The sequence below is a fragment of the Arthrobacter sp. MOO21 genome (assembly GCF_057369995.2).
In genome coordinates this window covers 2,996,218-3,013,085 of sequence record NZ_CM170671.2, presented here as the reverse complement: position 1 = coordinate 3,013,085, position 16,868 = coordinate 2,996,218, and the positions used below count along the sequence as shown (strand labels likewise).

At 67.4% G+C, this 16,868-nt stretch carries 11 protein-coding genes; 4 read left to right on the top strand and 7 right to left on the bottom strand.

What is annotated here, in order from left to right; genetic code table 11:
- The first annotated feature begins 63 nt into the window (after positions 1–63).
- The 4 genes from AC2JAJ_RS14035 (at position 64) to AC2JAJ_RS14020 (ending at position 5,834) form a co-directional block, all read left to right on the top strand.
- A complete protein-coding gene (locus tag AC2JAJ_RS14035) occupies positions 64–1,503 on the top strand; it encodes a family 4 glycosyl hydrolase (RefSeq protein ID WP_486415430.1) in 1,440 nt (479 codons plus the stop codon).
- 76 nt (positions 1,504–1,579) lie between these two features.
- A complete protein-coding gene (gene mshA / locus AC2JAJ_RS14030) occupies positions 1,580–2,845 on the top strand; it encodes a D-inositol-3-phosphate glycosyltransferase (protein WP_473696706.1) in 1,266 nt (421 codons plus the stop codon).
- Between the two features lie 78 nt (positions 2,846–2,923).
- On the top strand, positions 2,924–4,600 hold the full coding sequence (locus AC2JAJ_RS14025) for a formate--tetrahydrofolate ligase (protein WP_486415431.1): 1,677 nt from the start codon (positions 2,924–2,926) through the stop codon (positions 4,598–4,600).
- A 274-nt stretch (positions 4,601–4,874) separates the two neighbouring features.
- The gene (locus AC2JAJ_RS14020; RefSeq protein ID WP_501053167.1) at positions 4,875–5,834 is read left to right on the top strand and encodes a DUF559 domain-containing protein; all 960 of its coding nucleotides are present in this window, start codon (positions 4,875–4,877) and stop codon (positions 5,832–5,834) included.
- Between the two features lie 237 nt (positions 5,835–6,071).
- On the opposite strand, the gene AC2JAJ_RS14015 is transcribed toward AC2JAJ_RS14020, so the two are convergent.
- The 7 genes from AC2JAJ_RS14015 to AC2JAJ_RS13985 all read right to left on the bottom strand — a co-directional run bounded on the left by AC2JAJ_RS14015 (position 6,072) and on the right by AC2JAJ_RS13985 (position 16,861).
- Complete coding sequence (locus tag AC2JAJ_RS14015; protein WP_221386512.1) at positions 6,072–7,157, bottom strand: inositol-3-phosphate synthase; 1,086 nt, start codon at positions 7,155–7,157, stop codon at positions 6,072–6,074.
- 171 nt (positions 7,158–7,328) lie between these two features.
- Positions 7,329–8,369, bottom strand: coding sequence for an L-glyceraldehyde 3-phosphate reductase (gene mgrA / locus AC2JAJ_RS14010; RefSeq protein ID WP_486415433.1), 1,041 nt, complete (start codon positions 8,367–8,369; stop codon positions 7,329–7,331).
- 103 nt (positions 8,370–8,472) lie between these two features.
- Entirely contained in the window at positions 8,473–10,239 is a 1,767-nt protein-coding gene (treZ, locus tag AC2JAJ_RS14005) for a malto-oligosyltrehalose trehalohydrolase (RefSeq protein WP_501053166.1), read from the bottom strand.
- Complete coding sequence (treY, locus tag AC2JAJ_RS14000; protein ID WP_486415434.1) at positions 10,236–12,563, bottom strand: malto-oligosyltrehalose synthase; 2,328 nt, start codon at positions 12,561–12,563, stop codon at positions 10,236–10,238. Before treY ends, treZ begins: the two co-directional genes overlap by 4 nt.
- Complete coding sequence (gene glgX / locus AC2JAJ_RS13995) at positions 12,560–14,833, bottom strand: glycogen debranching protein GlgX (RefSeq protein WP_486415435.1); 2,274 nt, start codon at positions 14,831–14,833, stop codon at positions 12,560–12,562. Before glgX ends, treY begins: the two co-directional genes overlap by 4 nt.
- 68 nt (positions 14,834–14,901) lie before the next feature.
- Positions 14,902–16,485 carry an NAD(P)H-hydrate dehydratase gene (locus AC2JAJ_RS13990; protein WP_486415436.1) on the bottom strand — a complete coding sequence of 528 codons (1,584 nt, stop codon included), beginning with the start codon at positions 16,483–16,485 and terminating at the stop codon, positions 14,902–14,904.
- Between the two features lie 28 nt (positions 16,486–16,513).
- On the bottom strand, positions 16,514–16,861 hold the full coding sequence (locus tag AC2JAJ_RS13985) for a holo-ACP synthase (RefSeq protein WP_018760400.1): 348 nt from the start codon (positions 16,859–16,861) through the stop codon (positions 16,514–16,516).
- Between the last annotated feature and the right edge of the window lie 7 nt (positions 16,862–16,868).

The window sequence follows — 16,868 nt, the reverse complement described above, 5'->3', positions numbered from 1 at the left end:
CTTCGGTAGGGGCCCCGGACGCGTAGGGGCGGCTCGGCTGCGGGCGGGCCTAGACTGCTGGGTATGCGGCTTCTGATTGCCGGCGGCGGAGGTTTCCGGGTGCCGCTGATATACCGGGCACTGGTGTCCGGCCGCTATGCCGGTTTGGTCACCGAACTGGTATTGCACGACGTCGAACCCGGCCGGCTGGATGCCGTCACCGCGGTGCTGCGCAGCATGCCCGGCGGGCAGAACGCGCCCTTGCGCCTCCACGCCACCACCGATCTTCGCGAAGCCCTGGCCGGGACAGAAGTGGTGTTCGCCGCCATCCGGCCCGGCGGCACGGCGGGACGCGTCGCCGACGAGAAGGTGGCGCAGCGCCTGGGCCTGCTGGGCCAGGAAACCACGGGGGCCGGTGGAATCTCCTACGCCCTGCGGACCATCCCGCACATGCTGGACCTGGCCCGGTTGATGCGGGAACAGTGCCCGGACGCGTGGCTGGTCAACTTCACCAACCCCGCCGGGATGGTCACGGAAGCGCTGCTCCCCCTGCTGGGCCGGCGGGTGGTCGGGATCTGCGACTCAGCGGGCGGCCTGGTGCACCGCGCGGCGCGGGCCGCCGGGATCACATTGCCGGAGGGATCGCTCGACGGCGTGGGCTACTACGGGCTGAACCACCTGGGCTGGCTGTACCGGCTGGAGTCCGGGGGCCGGGACGTGCTGCCGGACCTGCTTTCGGATGCCGCCGCCCTTCAGTCCTTCGAGGAAGGCAGGCTGTTCCCCCAGGAGTTCCTGGCGAACCTCGGCCTGCTGCCCAACGAGTACCTTTTCTACTACTACCAGGCCGGTGCAGCCCACCTGGCGATGCAGGCCATGGCCCGGACCCGCGGCGAGACCATCCACAGCCAGCAGCAGGAGCTCTACCCCCGGCTCGCCGCTGCCGGCGCGGAAGCGTACCGGCTGTGGGAGGAGGCGCGGCGGTCCCGGGAGGAGGGGTACCTGGCCGAGGCCCGGGGCGACGGCGAACGGCGGAATGAGGAGGACCTGGCCGGCGGCGGCTACGAGCGGGTTGCGCTGGCGGCCATGCGCGCGCTCTCCGGAAGCCCCGATGGAAGCCCTGCCGGTGGCGGCACCCAATTGGTCCTCAACACCCGCAACACCTTGCCGCCTGCCGTTGGAGAGGCATCCCCGCCCGCCACGACCAACCCGTCTGCTCCCCAACCCGCCATTCCCGGCCTGCCCGCGGACGCCGTCGTCGAAGTTCCCTGCGCTGTTAACGCCAGCGGTGCCATCCCGCTGCCCCAGGAGGCACCGGCCGAACCGCAGCTTGCGTTGCTCCGGCGCGTGAAGGAGGTGGAGCGGCTCACCGTCCAGGCCGCGTGCGAGGGCAACCGCGAGGCTGCCCTCGCGGCCTTCGCACGGCATCCGCTGGTGGACTCCGCGGACCTTGCCGTGCAGCTCCTTTCAGGTTACGAAGAGGTGTTCCCGGCGCTGGGGAAGATGTGGCAGGGCGGCGGGCGTTAGGGGAAGGAGTAGTGTTTTATCGAATGTCCACTTGCCCGGTTCCGCTGATGCGCGCCGGTGGCCGGAAGGAGGTCCCGTGGCACTGATCCGCAGGGTCGCTTTACTCTCCCTCCACACCTCCCCCATGGAGCAGCCGGGCTCCGGTGACGCCGGCGGGATGAACGTCTATATCCGTGAGCTCGCCTCGGCCCTGGCGGAGGCCGGCGTGGAGGTGGAGATCTTCACGCGCGCCACTTCAGCCGGCCAGCCCGCCGTCGAACATCCCGATCCCGGGGTTTGCGTGCACAACGTCCTGGCCGGGCCGCCCAAGAAGATCCCCAAGGAGGAGCTTCCCGGGCTGCTGCACGCCATGGTGGCGGAGATCGAACAGATCCGGAGCCGCCAGCCGCACGGGCGCTACGACGTCATCCATTCGCACTACTGGGTGTCCGGGATCGCAGGCCTGGAGCTGTCCGAACTGTGGGGTGTGCCGCTGGTGCACACGATGCACACCATGGCCAAGGTCAAGAACCTGCTGCTGGAATCCGGCGAACAGCCTGAACCGCGCCGGCGGGAGCTGGGTGAGCAGCGCATCGTGGATGGCGCCGCGCGGCTTATCGCCAACACCAGCGCCGAAGCGGCCGAACTGGTGTCGCACTACGGTGCCACCTACGACCGCATCGACATCGCGCCGCCCGGTGTGGACCTGGGCACGTTCACCCCGGCGTTCCGGGCCAGGTCCCGGGCGCAGCACGGCATCAGCCCGGACACCTTCCACCTGGTGTTCGCCGGGCGCATCCAGCGCCTGAAAGGGCCGCAGGTCCTGGTCAAGGCCGCCGCGCTGCTGCGCAAGCGCCGTCCCGACATCGACCTCCGGGTCACCGTCCTGGGGTCGCTGAGCGGCAACAAGGAGTTCAACCTTCGGTGCCTGGTCGCCGAGGCAGGAATGGACGACGTCGTCACGCAGCTGCCGCCAGTGAAGGCACCTGAGCTGGCGTCCTGGTTCCGCGCGGCCGACGTGGTGGTGATGCCATCCTTCAGCGAATCCTTCGGCTTGGTGGCCCTTGAGGCCCAGGCCTGCGGCACGCCCGTGGTGGCCACCCGGGTGGGCGGGCTTTCCCGGGCCATCTTCCACGGCCGCACCGGGCTCCTGGTGGACGGCCACCATGCCGCCGACTGGGCCGATGCGCTGGAAGCGCTGTACGACGACCCCGCCACGCGCGAGGACCTGGGGCGGGCCGCCGCCATCCGCGCCCAGAACTCCGGCTGGCAGCGCACGGCCGCCATCACGCTGGAAAGCTACCATGCCGCCGTCGACAACTACGTGGCACCCCGCCTGGCCCGGGCCGTTCCGGCTTCCTGATTTTCCTTCGTCCACCGACTGCCTGCTGTTAGCTTAGGGGCAGGTCTCCGGCGCCGGCCGGTGCAGGAAAGGACAAGGATGCCTGCTCTTCCCACGGATCTCGAGATAGCCCGCGCCGCCCGCATCCGGCCCATCGCAGAGATCGCGGCCGCCGCGAGGGTTAACGCTGATGCGCTGGAACAGTACGGGCGGTACAAGGCGAAGATCGATCCCGGCCGCCTCGCCGCGCCGGCTCCGCACGGGAAGGTGGTGCTGGTCTCTGCCATGTCCCCCACCCCGGCCGGCGAGGGCAAGTCCACCACCACCGTGGGACTGGCCGATTCCCTGGCCCGGGCCGGGCACAAGGTGATGATTGCGCTGCGCGAGCCCTCGCTCGGTCCGGTCCTGGGAATGAAGGGCGGGGCCACCGGAGGGGGTTATTCGCAGGTCCTTCCCATGGATGAAATCAACCTGCACTTCACCGGCGACTTCCATGCCATTACCTCAGCCAACAACGCCCTCATGGCCCTGGTGGACAACCACATCTACCAGGGCAACGCCTTGAACATCGATCCGCGCCGGATGACCTTCAAGCGCGTCCTGGACATGAACGACCGGGCGCTCAGGGAGGTGGTCATCGGCCTGGGCGGCCCGACCCAGGGTGTGCCCCGGCAGGACGGGTTCGACATCACCGTGGCGTCCGAGGTCATGGCCGTCTTCTGCCTGGCCACTGACCTGGCGGACCTCCGTGCGCGCCTCGGCCGGATCACGTTCGGCTACACCTACGACCGCGCCCCCGTCACCGTGGCGGATCTTGGGGTGGAGGGGGCTTTGACGCTCCTGCTCAAGGAGGCCATCAAGCCCAACCTGGTGCAGACCATCGCCGGAACCCCCGCGCTGGTGCACGGCGGCCCTTTCGCGAACATCGCCCACGGCTGCAACTCGTTGATCGCCACGCAGACGGCCCGGCGGCTGGCGGACGTTGTGGTGACCGAGGCCGGGTTCGGGGCCGACCTGGGCGCCGAGAAGTTCATGGACATCAAGGCACGGGTTGGCGGCCTGTCCCCCTCGGCGATCGTGGTGGTGGCAACGGTGCGGGCGCTGAAGATGCAGGGCGGGGTGGCCAAGGACCGGCTGGGCCAGCCCGACATGGCCGCGCTCGAGGCCGGCGCGGCCAACCTGCGCCGGCACGTGCGGAATGTGGAGAAGTTCGGCGTCACACCTGTGGTGGCCATTAACCGCTTCTCCTCGGACACTCCGGAGGAACTCGACTGGCTGCTGGCCTGGTGCGCCGCCGAAGGCGTGCCTGCCGCCGTCGCCGATGTGTGGGGGCGCGGCGGCGGGGGCGATGGAGGTGACGAGCTTGCCGCGCTGGTGGCGCAGGCCGTGGAGCGGCCCACCAGTTTCCGGCACCTCTATCCCCTGGAACTGTCCGTGGAGGACAAGATCCGGACCATCGCGCAGGAGATCTACGGTGCCGACGGTGTGGACTTCTCGGTGCCGGCGCTCAAGCGGCTGGCCGAGATCGAGCGGAACGGCTGGAGTTCACTGCCGGTCTGCATGGCCAAAACCCAGTACTCGTTCACGGACGACGCCTCCCGCCTCGGCGCCCCCAAGGGATTCACCATCCATGTGCGCGACCTGCTGCCCAAGACCGGCGCGGGCTTCATCGTGGCCCTGACCGGTGCGGTGATGACCATGCCCGGCCTTCCCGCCGTCCCGGCAGCCCTCCGGATGGACGTGGATGCGGAAGGAAACCCGGTAGGCCTCACCTGACGCCGCATCACCACCCGCCCCCTTCCCACCAACGCCCCATCACCAACCGCCCCCTTTCCACCAACCCCCTATCACCACCCGCCCCACATCCAACGACGCCCCATCACCACCCGCCCCCTTCCCACCAACCCCCTATCACCACCTGCCCCCTTTCCACCAACCCCCTATCACCACCCGCCCCCTTCCAAGGACGCCCCATCGCTAAGGACGGGGACCGGACAGCCCCTGTGGATAACTCCTGCAGCTGCTGCGCCTTCTGGGCCAGAATGCCAGCATGGATAGTCGAACTGATCTGCCACTGAGGTTTGCAAGCTCCCCGTTCACATTCGACTCCGCGCTTGCTGCTGGCGTGTCGGCAAAGAGGCTTCGCGGGCAGGACTTGGTCCATGTGAGCAGGAGCCTATACCGACCGTTGGCTTGGGACTTTGAGCTGCAAGCCGCGGCACGGGTCCTTTCCGAAGTTTCGCCGGGAGCTTGGATTTCACATGTCACAGCGGCACGTCTGCATTGTCTGGTGCTGCCCCCATGGCTATCGGATTCGACCGAGCTGCACCTGAGCAAACCCCAACAGCTGCCGCCGGTGCGCCGGAAAGGTGTGACTGCGCATACTGTCATCGCCGGACCCGACGAGATTGAATACGTCAACGGCATCCGGATCAGCACTCGTTCCCGCACATGGCTCGACATGGCAAGGCGACTGTCGCTGGCTGAGTTGGTCTGCCTCGGAGACCAACTCATTCGCATTCCTCGGCCGGAGTTTGAGGGGAGATCAGAGCCCTTCGATTCGTTGGACGGACTCCGCGCTCTCGTCGGACGGCACCCCAATCTTCAGGGCATCGTTCGCGCAAGGGAGGCCCTGGAATTGATGCGGGTTGGGGCCGACTCAGCACCGGAGTCCATGCTGCGGCTAGCCATGCTCGACGCGAATCTGCCGGAGCCTGACCTGCAAATCCCACTCCGATCGAATGACGCCGCCTCCCCTACTGCTGACTTGGGCTACCGTCACCGGCGCCTCGCGATTCAGTACGACGGCGACCATCACCTTTTAGAGGCCCAAAGGCTAAGCGACCGACGGCGTGACAAGGCATTCGAATCAGCTGGCTGGACTGTTCTGGTGTTCACCAAGGGCGATGCCGCTGACGGCTTCCACCGAGCCACCACGGCAATCAAGCGGCACCTTCGGTCGGCGTGGCTGGACCACGCCCATGCAGCCGGTTTTGCCGGTATCGGCTGACTCCGGGCGTGCCGATGGGACTCAGCCAGCAGGACCTGATAGAGCGTCCCGGGAAAGGGAGCAGAAGGTGATAGCGCGTCCCGGAAAAGACGGCAGGACGTGACAGCGCGTTATGGGAAAGGGGGTAGAAGGTGATAGCGCGTCGCGGGAAAGGGAGCAGGAGGTGATAGGACGTCTAAACGCAAGCGCTCCCCCACCAGGAGGTGAGGGAGCGCTTCGGGTAAAAGCTGTGAGCGGTTAGCGCTCCAGGTCGCCTCGGATGAAGGCTTCGACCTTTTCACGGGCGAGGTCGTCGTTGAACTGCTCCGGCGGGGACTTCATGAAGTAGCTCGATGCGGAGAGCAGCGGGCCGCCAATGCCGCGGTCCAGGCCGATCTTGGCGGCGCGGATGGCGTCGATGATGACGCCGGCGGAGTTCGGCGAGTCCCAGACCTCCAGCTTGTACTCCAGCGAAACGGGTGCGTCACCGAAGTTGCGGCCTTCGAGGCGCACGAACGCCCACTTCCGGTCATCAAGCCACTGCACATAGTCGGACGGGCCAATGTGGACATCCTTGGCAGCCAGTTCCGCCTCGACGTTTGAGGTCACGGCCTGGGTCTTGGAGATCTTCTTCGATTCCAGCCGGTCCCGCTCGAGCATGTTCTTGAAGTCCATGTTCCCGCCGACGTTCAGCTGGTACGTCCGGTCCAGGGTAACGCCCCGGTCCTCGAACAGCTTCGCCATCACACGGTGCGTGATCGTGGCACCGATCTGGCTCTTGATGTCATCGCCCACGATCGGTACGCCGGCGGCGGTGAACTTGTCCGCCCATTCCTTCGTCCCGGCAATGAAAACCGGCAGGGCGTTCACGAACGCCACCCCGGCGTCGATGGCGCACTGGGCGTAGAACTCGGCCGCTTCCTGGGACCCGACGGGCAGGTAGCAGACCATCACGTCGACCCGGGCATCCTTCAAAGCCTGGACCACATCGACCGGCTCCTCGGTGGACTGCTCGATGGTCTCCAGGTAGTACCGGCCCAGGCCGTCCAGGGTGTGGCCGCGCTGGACCGTGACACCGGTCGGCGGGACATCGGCGATCTTGATGGTGTTGTTCTCGCTCGCCAGGATCGCCGCGGACAGGTCGTGGCCAACCTTCTTGCCGTCGACGTCGAACGCGGCAACGAACTCCACGTCACCCACGTGGTACGGGCCGAACTCAACATGCATCAGGCCCGGAATGGTGGCCTTCGGGTCGGCGTCCTTGTAGTACTCAACGCCCTGGACCAGCGAGGCGGCGCAGTTACCCACGCCAACGATTGCAACACGAATCGGATGTGAAGACACGGAACTCCTTTGGGACGAACGTCAGCCGGCCGGGTATGGCTTCGCAGGAAGTACGACGGCGGCCGGCTGGCACGGCGCCGCGCGGCGCCTTTTCATACTACCCAACGCAGCGGGACCGGGCGCCGTGCGCCCGGTCCCGCATGTAAGAAAGCGTCCCTAAGGCGACAGCCGTCAGGCGTTCTGCTTCCAGAGGTTGATGTCCGATTCCACGGCGAACTCATCGATGGCGTTGAGCTCCTCGTCGGTAAAGCCGAGGTTGTTGATGGCGGAGAGGCTGTCCTCCAACTGCCGCACGCTGGAGGCTCCTATCAGGGCGGACGTGACAGGCGATCCCTTGGGCTGGTCCCGCAGGATCCAGGCGATGGCCATCTGGGCCAGGGACTGGCCGCGGCCTTCGGCGATCGCATGCAGGCCGCGGATCCGTTCCAGCTTCTCCTCGGTGATCAGGCCCTGGTCCAGGGATTTCTGCTGCGCGGCCCGGGAATCGGCGGGAATGCCGTTGAGGTACCGGTCGGTGAGCATGCCTTGCGCCAGCGGCGAGAAGGCGATGGAACCGGCCCCCACCTGGTCCAGGGCCTCGTACAGGTTGGGGGTGCCGTCCTCGGTCCAGCGGTTGAGCATGGAGTAGCTGGGCTGGTGGATCAGCAGCGGGGTGCCAAGTTCCTTGAGAATCCTTGCAGCTTCGAGGGTCTGCTCCGGCGTGTAGGAAGAGATGCCGGCGTAGAGTGCCTTGCCCGAACGGACGGCGTAGTCCAGGGCTCCCATGGTTTCTTCCAGCGGGGTTTCGGGGTCCGGCCGGTGGCTGTAGAAGATGTCCACGTAGTCCAGGCCCATGCGCTGCAGGGACTGGTCCAGGCTGGAAATGAGGTATTTGCGGGAGCCCCATTCCCCGAACGGGCCAGGCCACATGTAGTAGCCGGCCTTAGTGGAGATGACGAGTTCGTCACGGTAGGGCTTGAAATCGTCACGCAGGTGCCGGCCAAAGTTGGTTTCGGCCGATCCGGCCGGCGGCCCGTAGTTGTTGGCGAGGTCGAAGTGGTTGACGCCAAGGTCAAAGGCGCGGCGCAGGATGGCGCGCTGTTCGTCAAACCGCTTGTCGTCCCCGAAGTTGTGCCACAGGCCCAGGGAGATGGCTGGGAGTTTGAGGCCGCTGCGGCCGACGCGGCGGTAGGGCATGGATTCGTAGCGGTTCTCCGCTGCTGAATAAGTCATACGTTCCATCCTGCCAGTTGTGACCCGCGCTACAGGCGCCGGCGAAATAGTTTCGCCGCGGGCAGTACCCGCGGCGAAACTTTTAGCCAGAAGACGTGGATGGTCAGGACTTGAGGATTGCGGCGCTCCAGGGCGCGAGGGCGAGCGACCCACCGTCCAGTCCGACGGCCTCGTCCGTTGCCAGGAGGACATCTCCGGCGGCGTCGAGGCGGACTTTGGCGTCGGTGAAGTTCACCAGTACCTCGACTGGTCCACGCCGGAACCGCATCCAGCCCGCATCGTCGTCGTACGACACCTCTGTCCCACCGAACCCCAGCCCGGCCAGCTCCGGGTGCGAGCGGCGGAGGGCGGTCAGTGACCGGTAGAGCTCCAGGAGCCGGGCATGCTCACCGCTGCCGGCCTCTGCCCAGTCCAGCTTGGACCGGCGGAAGGTTTCCGGATCCTGGGGATCAGGCACGACGGCGGGATCCCACCCCATGCGTTCGAACTCCTTGATGCGCCCTTCCGCGGTGGCCTTTCCAAGCTCCGGTTCGGGGTGGGACGTGAAGAACTGCCAGGGTGTGGATGCCCCGAACTCCTCGCCCATGAACAACATCGGCGTGAAAGGTGAGGTCAGCGTGAGGACCGCGGCCACGGCCAGCTGCCCGTAGGACAGCGACTGCGAGAGCCGGTCCCCCGTGGCCCGGTTGCCGATCTGGTCGTGGTTCTGGTTGCAGACCACCAGAGCCGCCGGGTGCACCAGCGAGGCATCGATGGGCCGGCCATGGTGCCGGCCGCGGAAGCTGGAGTAGCTGCCGTCATGCAGGAACCCGTCCTTCAACACCTTGGCCAGCACGCCAAGGGATTCGAAATCCGAGTAGTAGCCTGTGGTTTCGCCGCTGACGTTGACGTGGACGGCGTGGTGGAAGTCGTCGCTCCACTGCCCCGCAAGGCCGTACCCGTTGGCGTCCCGGGGATAAAGCAGGCGCGGGTTGTTGAGGTCCGATTCGGCAATGAGCGTCTTGGGCAGCCCAGTCTCCGCCGAGATGGCTTCTCCCAGGGCTCCCAGGTCTTCCAGGATGTGCACCGCCCGCTCGTCGCGCAGGGCATGCACGGCGTCGAGCCGGAGCCCGTCCACGTGGTAGTCCCGCAGCCAGAGCGCTGCATTGTCCAGGATGTATTCGCGCACTACGTCCGAGCCGGGCCCGTCGAGGTTGACCGAGTCGCCCCACGTGTTGGCGTCGCCCTGCTTGAGGTAGGGCCCGAACTTGGGCAGGTAGTTGCCGCTGGGCCCCAGGTGGTTGTACACCACGTCCTGGATGACGCCCAGTCCTGCCGCATGGGCAGCGTCGACGAACCGCTGGTACGCGGCCGGGCCGCCGTAGCCTTCGTGCACGGTGTACCACTGGACGCCGTCGTAGCCCCAGTTGTGGGTTCCGTTGAAGCCGTTGACCGGCAGGAGTTCCACGAAGTCGATGCCGAGGTCCGCAAGGTAGCCCAGCTTGCCTGCCGCGGCGTCCAGGGTTCCCGCCGGCGTGAAGGTGCCCACATGCAGCTCGTAGATCACCGCTCCCTGCAGGTCCTTCCCGCGCCAGCCGGAATCCTGCCACGCGTAGGCGGCGGGATCGTAGGTCCGCGACTGTTCATGGACGCCGTCCGGCAGCCGGCGGGACCGGGGATCCGGGATGGGGGTGGTGTCGCCGTCCAGCAGGTAGGCGTAGTCCACGGCGCCGTCAGCAGGGGCGTCCGGTGCCGTCCACCACCCTTCAGAACCGGGTGCCGTCTCCTTCTTCCGCATGGGGTACCGCCGGTCATCGGCCAGCAGGATGACGGACTCGGCGGCCGGCGCCCACACATCAAAGCGCTCAGGTCCAACGTTGACCAGGGTCATGCCTTTTCTCCATCCACGGGTACCAGCAGGGCCACGGGGTAGGTACCCAGGACCTCCGCCACGGAAACAGGGCCTGGCCCGTACACGGCCCCGGTGAGTTCGTCACGCATGGCCGTGGGAAGTTCGACGGCGGTGTCCCGCCAGCCGCCCCCGGCTTCCAGTCCGGCGGGGAGCCGCGTGGCCAGGGTGAGGGCACCCGGGGACGCGCCGGCACCGCGCGAGAAGGCCAGCAGGTGTCCGGCAGCCGCTCCGGTGGCTGCCACCGCAGCGTAGCCCTGGAACAGTTCGGGCCGGTCCCGGCGTAGGCGGAGGGCGCGGGAGGTGACCAGGAGCTTGCTGGACTCTGTGCCCGCGGCCGGCAACGTGCCGGCGTCGAGCTTTGCCAGCTCTGCCTGGCGGGCCGCAAAGTCCACCGGACGCCGGTTGTCCGGGTCCGTCAGCGACCGTTCCCAGAACTCGCTGCCCTGGTAGACGTCCGGCACGCCGGGCATGGTCAGCTGGACCAGCTTGGCGGCGACGGAGTTGACGGCGGAGAAGGCGTCGATCCGGGCCACGAAGTCCTCGACCACCTTGGCGACCTGGGCGTTGTCGAAGACTGCGTCGACGGCGGCCTGCACCTTGGATTCGAAGTCCTCGTTGGGGTCGGTCCACTTGGTGGAGTTGCCGGCCTCGCGGGCCGCCTTTTCCGCGTACCCCTGCAGCCGTTCCCGGCTCGCGGGCCACGCCCCGACGATCGCCTGCCACAGCAGGTTCTCATACGGACCGTCCGGTATCGGCGCAAGGCCGCGCAGCGTTTCCAGGGTTTCCGCCCATTCCTGCGGAAGCTCGGCGATGACCGAGATCCTGGCCCGGGCGTCCTCGCTGCGCTTGGTGTCATGGGTGGACAACGTGGTCATGGACAGCGGCAGGTCCTGCTGCCGCCGCTGCATCCGCTGGTGGAACTCCTCGGGGGACACGGCGAATTCGGTGGGTTCGGCGCCCACTTCGGTCAGGGTGCCCAGCCGGGTGTAACGGTAGAACGCGGTGTCCTCCACGCCTTTGGCCATGACCATGCCGGAGGTCTGCTGGAAGCGGATGGCGATGGGGTTGGCGGGGTCCAGGAGCAGGGGAAGGAGCGTTCCTACCGCAACCTCCAGGTCCGGACGGTGCGCAGCCGCTGACTCGCACGCTTCCTTGAGGATTTCGGCGCCCACGGGCAGGTAGGACCGGTATACCGGGAAGGAGGCGATGATCTCCGCGATGGCGTCTGCTGCCTGGTCCAGCTCAAGCCCGTAGGACCCGGGGACCAGCCGGGCCAGCCGCAGCACCTCTGAGCGCAGGATGCCGTCGGCGATCATGCGCTTGGTGCCGCGGATCATTTCTGCATAGTCCGCGGGCCCGGACGTCCCCCGCAGTGAAGCGTCCAGCGCATCCAGCGCCTGCTCTCCCGCGGGGTCGATGAAGACCCGGTCCACGTCCGCCAGAGCGTCGTACCCGGTGGTGCCTTCGCAGGCGAACTCCTGCGGCAGGACCTCACCCGGTTCGAGGATCTTTTCCACCAGGATGTAGGCGCCCCCGCTGAGGTCCTTGAGCCAGCGGAGGTACCCGGCAGGATCGGCCAGGCCGTCCGGGTGGTCCACCCGGAGCCCGTCCACGAGCCCCTCGGTGAACCAGCGGCCCACCTCGGCATGGGCCTTATCAAAGACCGAGGGTTCCTCCACCCGGATCCCCGCGAGGGTTGTGACGGCGAAAAAGCGCCGGTAGTTCAGCTCGGCGTCGGCGCGGCGCCAGTCCATCAGCTGGTAGTGCTGGCGGCTGTGCACGTCCTGCGGGGAATCACCTTCCGCGTTGGTGCCTTCGGCCAGCGGGAACCGGTGGTCGTAGTACCGGAGTTCGCCGTCCTTGATTTCCAGCTTGTCCAGGTCGGCGTCCGAGCCCAGCATGGGAAGCCGGACCTTGCCGCCGCCCAGGTCCCAGTCGACGTCGAACGCCTCGGCGTAGGGCGAGCCCTGCCCTTCCTTCAGCAGGGACCACCACCAGGGGTTCTGGACAGGCGTGGCGACGCCAACGTGGTTGGGGACGATGTCCACCAGGACGCCCATGCCGTGTTCGCGGGCGGCCCTGGACAGGGCCAGCAGGCCCTCGGGGCCGCCGCGTTCCGGGTCCACCGCCGAGGGGTCGGTCACGTCGTAGCCGTGGTCCGAGCCCTGCTCCGCGGTCAGGATGGGTGACAGGTACACCCAGTCCACGCCGAGGTCCTTCAGGTAGGGCACTTTTTCGGCGGCGTCGAACAGGGTGAAACCGCGCCGGATCTGCAGGCGGTAGGTCGAGGCGGGCGTCCTCATGCCTTGGTCGCCTTTGCCTCGCTTGCTTCCGCCGCCTTGGTTGCCCTGGCCTCGCTGGCTTCGGCTGCCTTGGTCTGGGCCTCCACCATTTCCTCCTGGGCTTCTTCCTGCTCCGCCATGGAGGCCAGGGATGCGGCCGCGGAAAGCTCCACCTCAGCCTCGGGGCCGGAGTAGGCGCGAAGCACCACCATGGACTTGGCGTCCAGCCTCAGCGTGGCCCCGGCCTTGAGCGGTTCGTAGGCGTCGGCCTGGGCCGCGGTGTCAACCAGGACTTCCCAGTACTGCGAGTACTCGTCAGAGGGAAGGCAGAAGTCCACCACGTCGTCGTGCGCGTTGAAGGCCATGATGAAGCTGTCATCGGTGATCCTGCGGCCGCGGGAATCCTGCTCCTGGATGCCGTCGCCGTTGTAGAACACGCCGATGGTCCGGCCGAAGCCGCTCCCCCAGTCCTCGGGCAGCATTTCGGTGCCGTCGGTCTTCAGCCACACGATGTCCGGCAGCTTTTCGCCTTCGCCGCGGCGCACCGGCCGGCCGTCGAAAAAACGGCTGCGGCGGAACGTGGGGTGGTCGTGCCGGAGCTTGCTGACAAATGCGGTGAATTCGACAAGGGGCTGGTCCATGGCTTCCCAGTGCACCCAGCTGAGCTCGGAATCCTGGCAGTACGTGTTGTTGTTGCCCTGCTGCGTGCGGCCAAGTTCGTCGCCATGCAGCACCATCGGAACGCCCTGCGACAGGAGCAGCGTGGCAATGAAGTTCCGCTGCTGGCGGGCGCGCAGGGTCAGCACCTTCTCGTCGTCGGTGTCCCCTTCGGCGCCGCAGTTCCACGACCGGTTGTGGGATTCGCCGTCGTTGTTGCCTTCGCCGTTGGCCTCGTTGTGCTTCTCGTTGTAGGAGACCAGGTCCCGCATGGTGAAGCCGTCGTGGGCGGTGACGAAGTTGATCGAGGCCACCGGACGGCGGGCGGAGCTTTCGTAGAGGTCGGCGGAGCCGGTCAGGCGGGACGCGAATTCGCCCAGGGTGGAAGGCTCGCCGCGCCAGAAGTCGCGGACGGTGTCGCGGTACTTGCCGTTCCACTCCGTCCACTGCGGGGGGAAGTTGCCCACCTGGTAGCCGCCGGGTCCGACGTCCCACGGTTCGGCGATGAGCTTGACCTGGGAAACTACGGGATCCTGCTGGATGAGTTCGAAGAAGGTGGACAGCTTGTCGACGTCGTAGAACTCGCGGGCCAGGGTGGAGGCGAGGTCGAAGCGGAAACCGTCAACATGCATCTCCGTCACCCAGTAGCGCAGGGAGTCCATCAGCAGCTGCAGGGAGTGCGGGTGCCGGACGTTGAGCGAGTTGCCCGTGCCGGTGTAGTCCATGTAGTGCTTGAGGTCGTTGTCCACCAGGCGGTAGTAGGCCTGGTTGTCGATGCCCTTGAAGGACAGGGTGGGGCCCAGGTGGTTGCCTTCGGCGGTGTGGTTGTAGACGACGTCGAGGATTACCTCGATGCCAGCGCGGTGCAGGTCGCGGACCATGGCTTTGAACTCCTGGACCTGGTGTCCCACGTCGCCGGTGGAGCTGTAGGTGTTCTGGGGGGCGAAGAAGCCGATGGTGTTGTAGCCCCAGTAGTTGCTCAGCCCCTTCTCCTGGAGGGTGCCGTCGTTGACGAACTGGTGCACGGGCATGAGCTCGATCGCCGTGACGCCGAGTTTCTTCAGGTGCTCGATCACGGCCGGGTGCGCCACGCCTGCGTACGTGCCGCGCTGCTCCTCGGGGATCTCGGGGTGCAGCTCGGTCAGGCCCTTGACATGGGCCTCGTAGATGACGGACTCGTGGTAGGGAACCTTGAGCTGGCGGTCGCCGTCCCACTCGAAGAACGGGTTGATGACCACGCCGTGCATGGTGTGGGGTGCCGAGTCCGCGTCGTTGCGGGAGTCGGGATCGCCGAACTCGTAGGAGAAGAGTGCCTGGTCCCAGTCGATCTGGCCCTGGATGGCTTTGGCGTAGGGGTCCATCAGCAGCTTGTTCGCGTTGAACCGGCTTCCGCTTGCGGGGTCGTACGGTCCGTGCACCCGGTAGCCGTACTTCTGGCCGGGCTGGATGTGCGGCAGGTAGCAGTGCCAGACGTAGCCATCCACCTCGGTGAGCTCAATGCGGGTCTCGGTCAGGTCGTCGGCCAGGAGGCACAGTTCAACCCGCTCCGCCTGTTCGCTGAACAGGGCGAAATTGGTGCCGGTGCCGTCAAAGGTAGCTCCCAGCGGGTAGGCGTTTCCAGGCCAGACTTCCATCGTGCTCCTCATTGTTGGTCAGCAGCAGAGGGCATCGGAACGCCCCTGCTGCTGGTGCGAACTAATGCCTACCGTAGTGGTTGGCTGTGACTTTTACGTTTCCGGGCTCCAGAGTTACTAAGCATGCTGACCTTACCCCACGTTTCGGGTATAGTATTCGCGATTCCGCTGGCGGCGATCGGACCGCCGGCGGCTCTTTCGGACGCCGCCGTTCCGGCACGTCCGTGCAGCGCCGCCCCCAGCGCGGCAAGCGCAGCCCAGCGGTCGTCGTCGTCGATGCCCAGGGCCCGGAAAGGTTCGACGTCGTGCCCCGCCTGGGCGAGCAGCGCACCGATGACGCCCGCCAGCACGTCCCCACTGCCTGCCGTAGCGAGCCACGGAGTGCCGTCCGCCTGGCTGAAGGTGGTACCCCAGGGCGCGGCCACGAGCGTGGTGGCGCCCTTGAGCAGGACGGTGGCGCCGGTACGTTCGGCGGCATGGCGGACAGCGGCGAGCGTGCCGGCTTCCACCGCTTCCCGGTCCTCCCCGTGGCCCAGCCGCTGGAACAGCGACGCGAGCTCGCCGGCGTGCGGGGTCAGCACGACGTGCGGGGCGAGCATGGCCGGCAGTGCGGGCAGGGCTCCGGCGTCGGCAACGACCGGAAGCTCCGACACGATTGCCTCCCGTGCGCGGGTGAGTTGTTCGTGGTCGCGCGGTCCGATGCCCGAACCCACCAGCCAGGCCTGCACGCGGTTTTCGGCCACGGTTCCGGTGCTGCAGACCACCTCGGGGCAGGCCTGGCGCACCAGGTCCGCCACCGATGGCGGCCCGAGGTAACGGACCATGCCCACACCTGCGGCCAGCGCGCCCCGGCAGGCCAGGACTGCGGCGCCCGGGTAGTCCTCGGAGCCGGCCACCACTCCCAGCACGCCGCGGGAGTACTTGTGGGCACGCCGGGCGGGGTGCGGCAGGAGCTGGGCCAGTTCGTCGTCCCCCAGCCGGCGCAGCGCAGGCCGGGGCAGGTGCTCCTCGATCCCGATCGGCACCACGAGCACCCGGCCCGCATGGTCTGCCCCGGGGTCAGCCAGGAGGCCGGCCTTGGCTCCCCCGAACGTGACAGTCAGGTCCGCGGGCAGGACCGGGGCGGCAGCCTCGCCGGTGTCGGCGTCCACGCCACTGGGAAGGTCGCACGCCACCACGAGGCCCCGGCCGTTGCCGTCGGTAATGGCACGGACCAGGTCCGCGGCAAGTCCGCGGAGCCCGCCCTTGGCTCCGGTGCCAAGGATGGCATCGATGACGACGTCGGCCCGGCCGGCTTCGGCTGCAAGGTCCGGAAGTGCAGCTTCGGTGAGCCGGTGCACCCGGCCGCCGGCACGCTCAAATGCCGCCAGGCCGTCCGGATGGGCGGCATCTCCGGTGAGGACCGCCGTCGTACGCATTCCGCGGGCGGCGAGGAAAGCAGCGGCGTACAGGCCATCGCCGCCGTTATTGCCCTTGCCCGCCAGCACCGCGATGCCGGCACCGTTCAGGCGGGCGCCGCGTGCCTTGAGTTCATGGACGACGGCGTTGGCCAGGCCGTGCGCGGCCCGGTGCATGAGGACGTCGCCGAGTCCGGAAGCCAGGAGGGGCTCCTCGGCTGCGCGGACCTGCGTTCCGGTGTAGGCGCTGATCATGGTGTCCCCTCCTGCAGCCCCGGCCGGGTCAGCCCTCGGCCAGTACCGTGGCCGTGGCGATGCCGCCGTCGTGGCTGATGGACAGGTGCCAGCGCTTGACGCCCTTGGCCTCTGCGACCGCCAGCACCGTTCCCTTGACCTGGACGGTGGGGCCGTTCTGGTCCAGGCCGATCCAGCAGTCCTGCCAGTTCATGCCTGCGGGGGCGCCCAGGACCTTGGCCACCGCTTCCTTTGCGGCGAACCGGGCGGCCAGGGACCGGGTGTTGAGTTCCCGTTCGGCGGGAACAAACAAACGGTCCCGGAGGCCCGGTGTCCGCTCAAGCTGGCGGCCGAACCGCTCGATGTCTACAACGTCTACGCCAATGCCAACGATCATGCGGCTT

What these genes read in the sequence shown, in the direction of transcription:
- AC2JAJ_RS13985 (WP_018760400.1), bottom strand. Translation starts at nt 16,861, where the DNA reads ATGATCGTTGGCATTGGCGTAGACGTTGTAGACATCGAGCGGTTCGGC.
- AC2JAJ_RS14025 (WP_486415431.1), top strand. Translation starts at nt 2,924, where the DNA reads ATGCCTGCTCTTCCCACGGATCTCGAGATAGCCCGCGCCGCCCGCATC.
- glgX (WP_486415435.1), bottom strand. Translation starts at nt 14,833, where the DNA reads ATGGAAGTCTGGCCTGGAAACGCCTACCCGCTGGGAGCTACCTTTGAC.
- mgrA (WP_486415433.1), bottom strand. Translation starts at nt 8,369, where the DNA reads ATGACTTATTCAGCAGCGGAGAACCGCTACGAATCCATGCCCTACCGC.
- AC2JAJ_RS14035 (WP_486415430.1), top strand. Translation starts at nt 64, where the DNA reads ATGCGGCTTCTGATTGCCGGCGGCGGAGGTTTCCGGGTGCCGCTGATA.
- treZ (WP_501053166.1), bottom strand. Translation starts at nt 10,239, where the DNA reads ATGACCCTGGTCAACGTTGGACCTGAGCGCTTTGATGTGTGGGCGCCG.
- AC2JAJ_RS13990 (WP_486415436.1), bottom strand. Translation starts at nt 16,485, where the DNA reads ATGATCAGCGCCTACACCGGAACGCAGGTCCGCGCAGCCGAGGAGCCC.
- treY (WP_486415434.1), bottom strand. Translation starts at nt 12,563, where the DNA reads ATGAGGACGCCCGCCTCGACCTACCGCCTGCAGATCCGGCGCGGTTTC.
- AC2JAJ_RS14020 (WP_501053167.1), top strand. Translation starts at nt 4,875, where the DNA reads ATGGATAGTCGAACTGATCTGCCACTGAGGTTTGCAAGCTCCCCGTTC.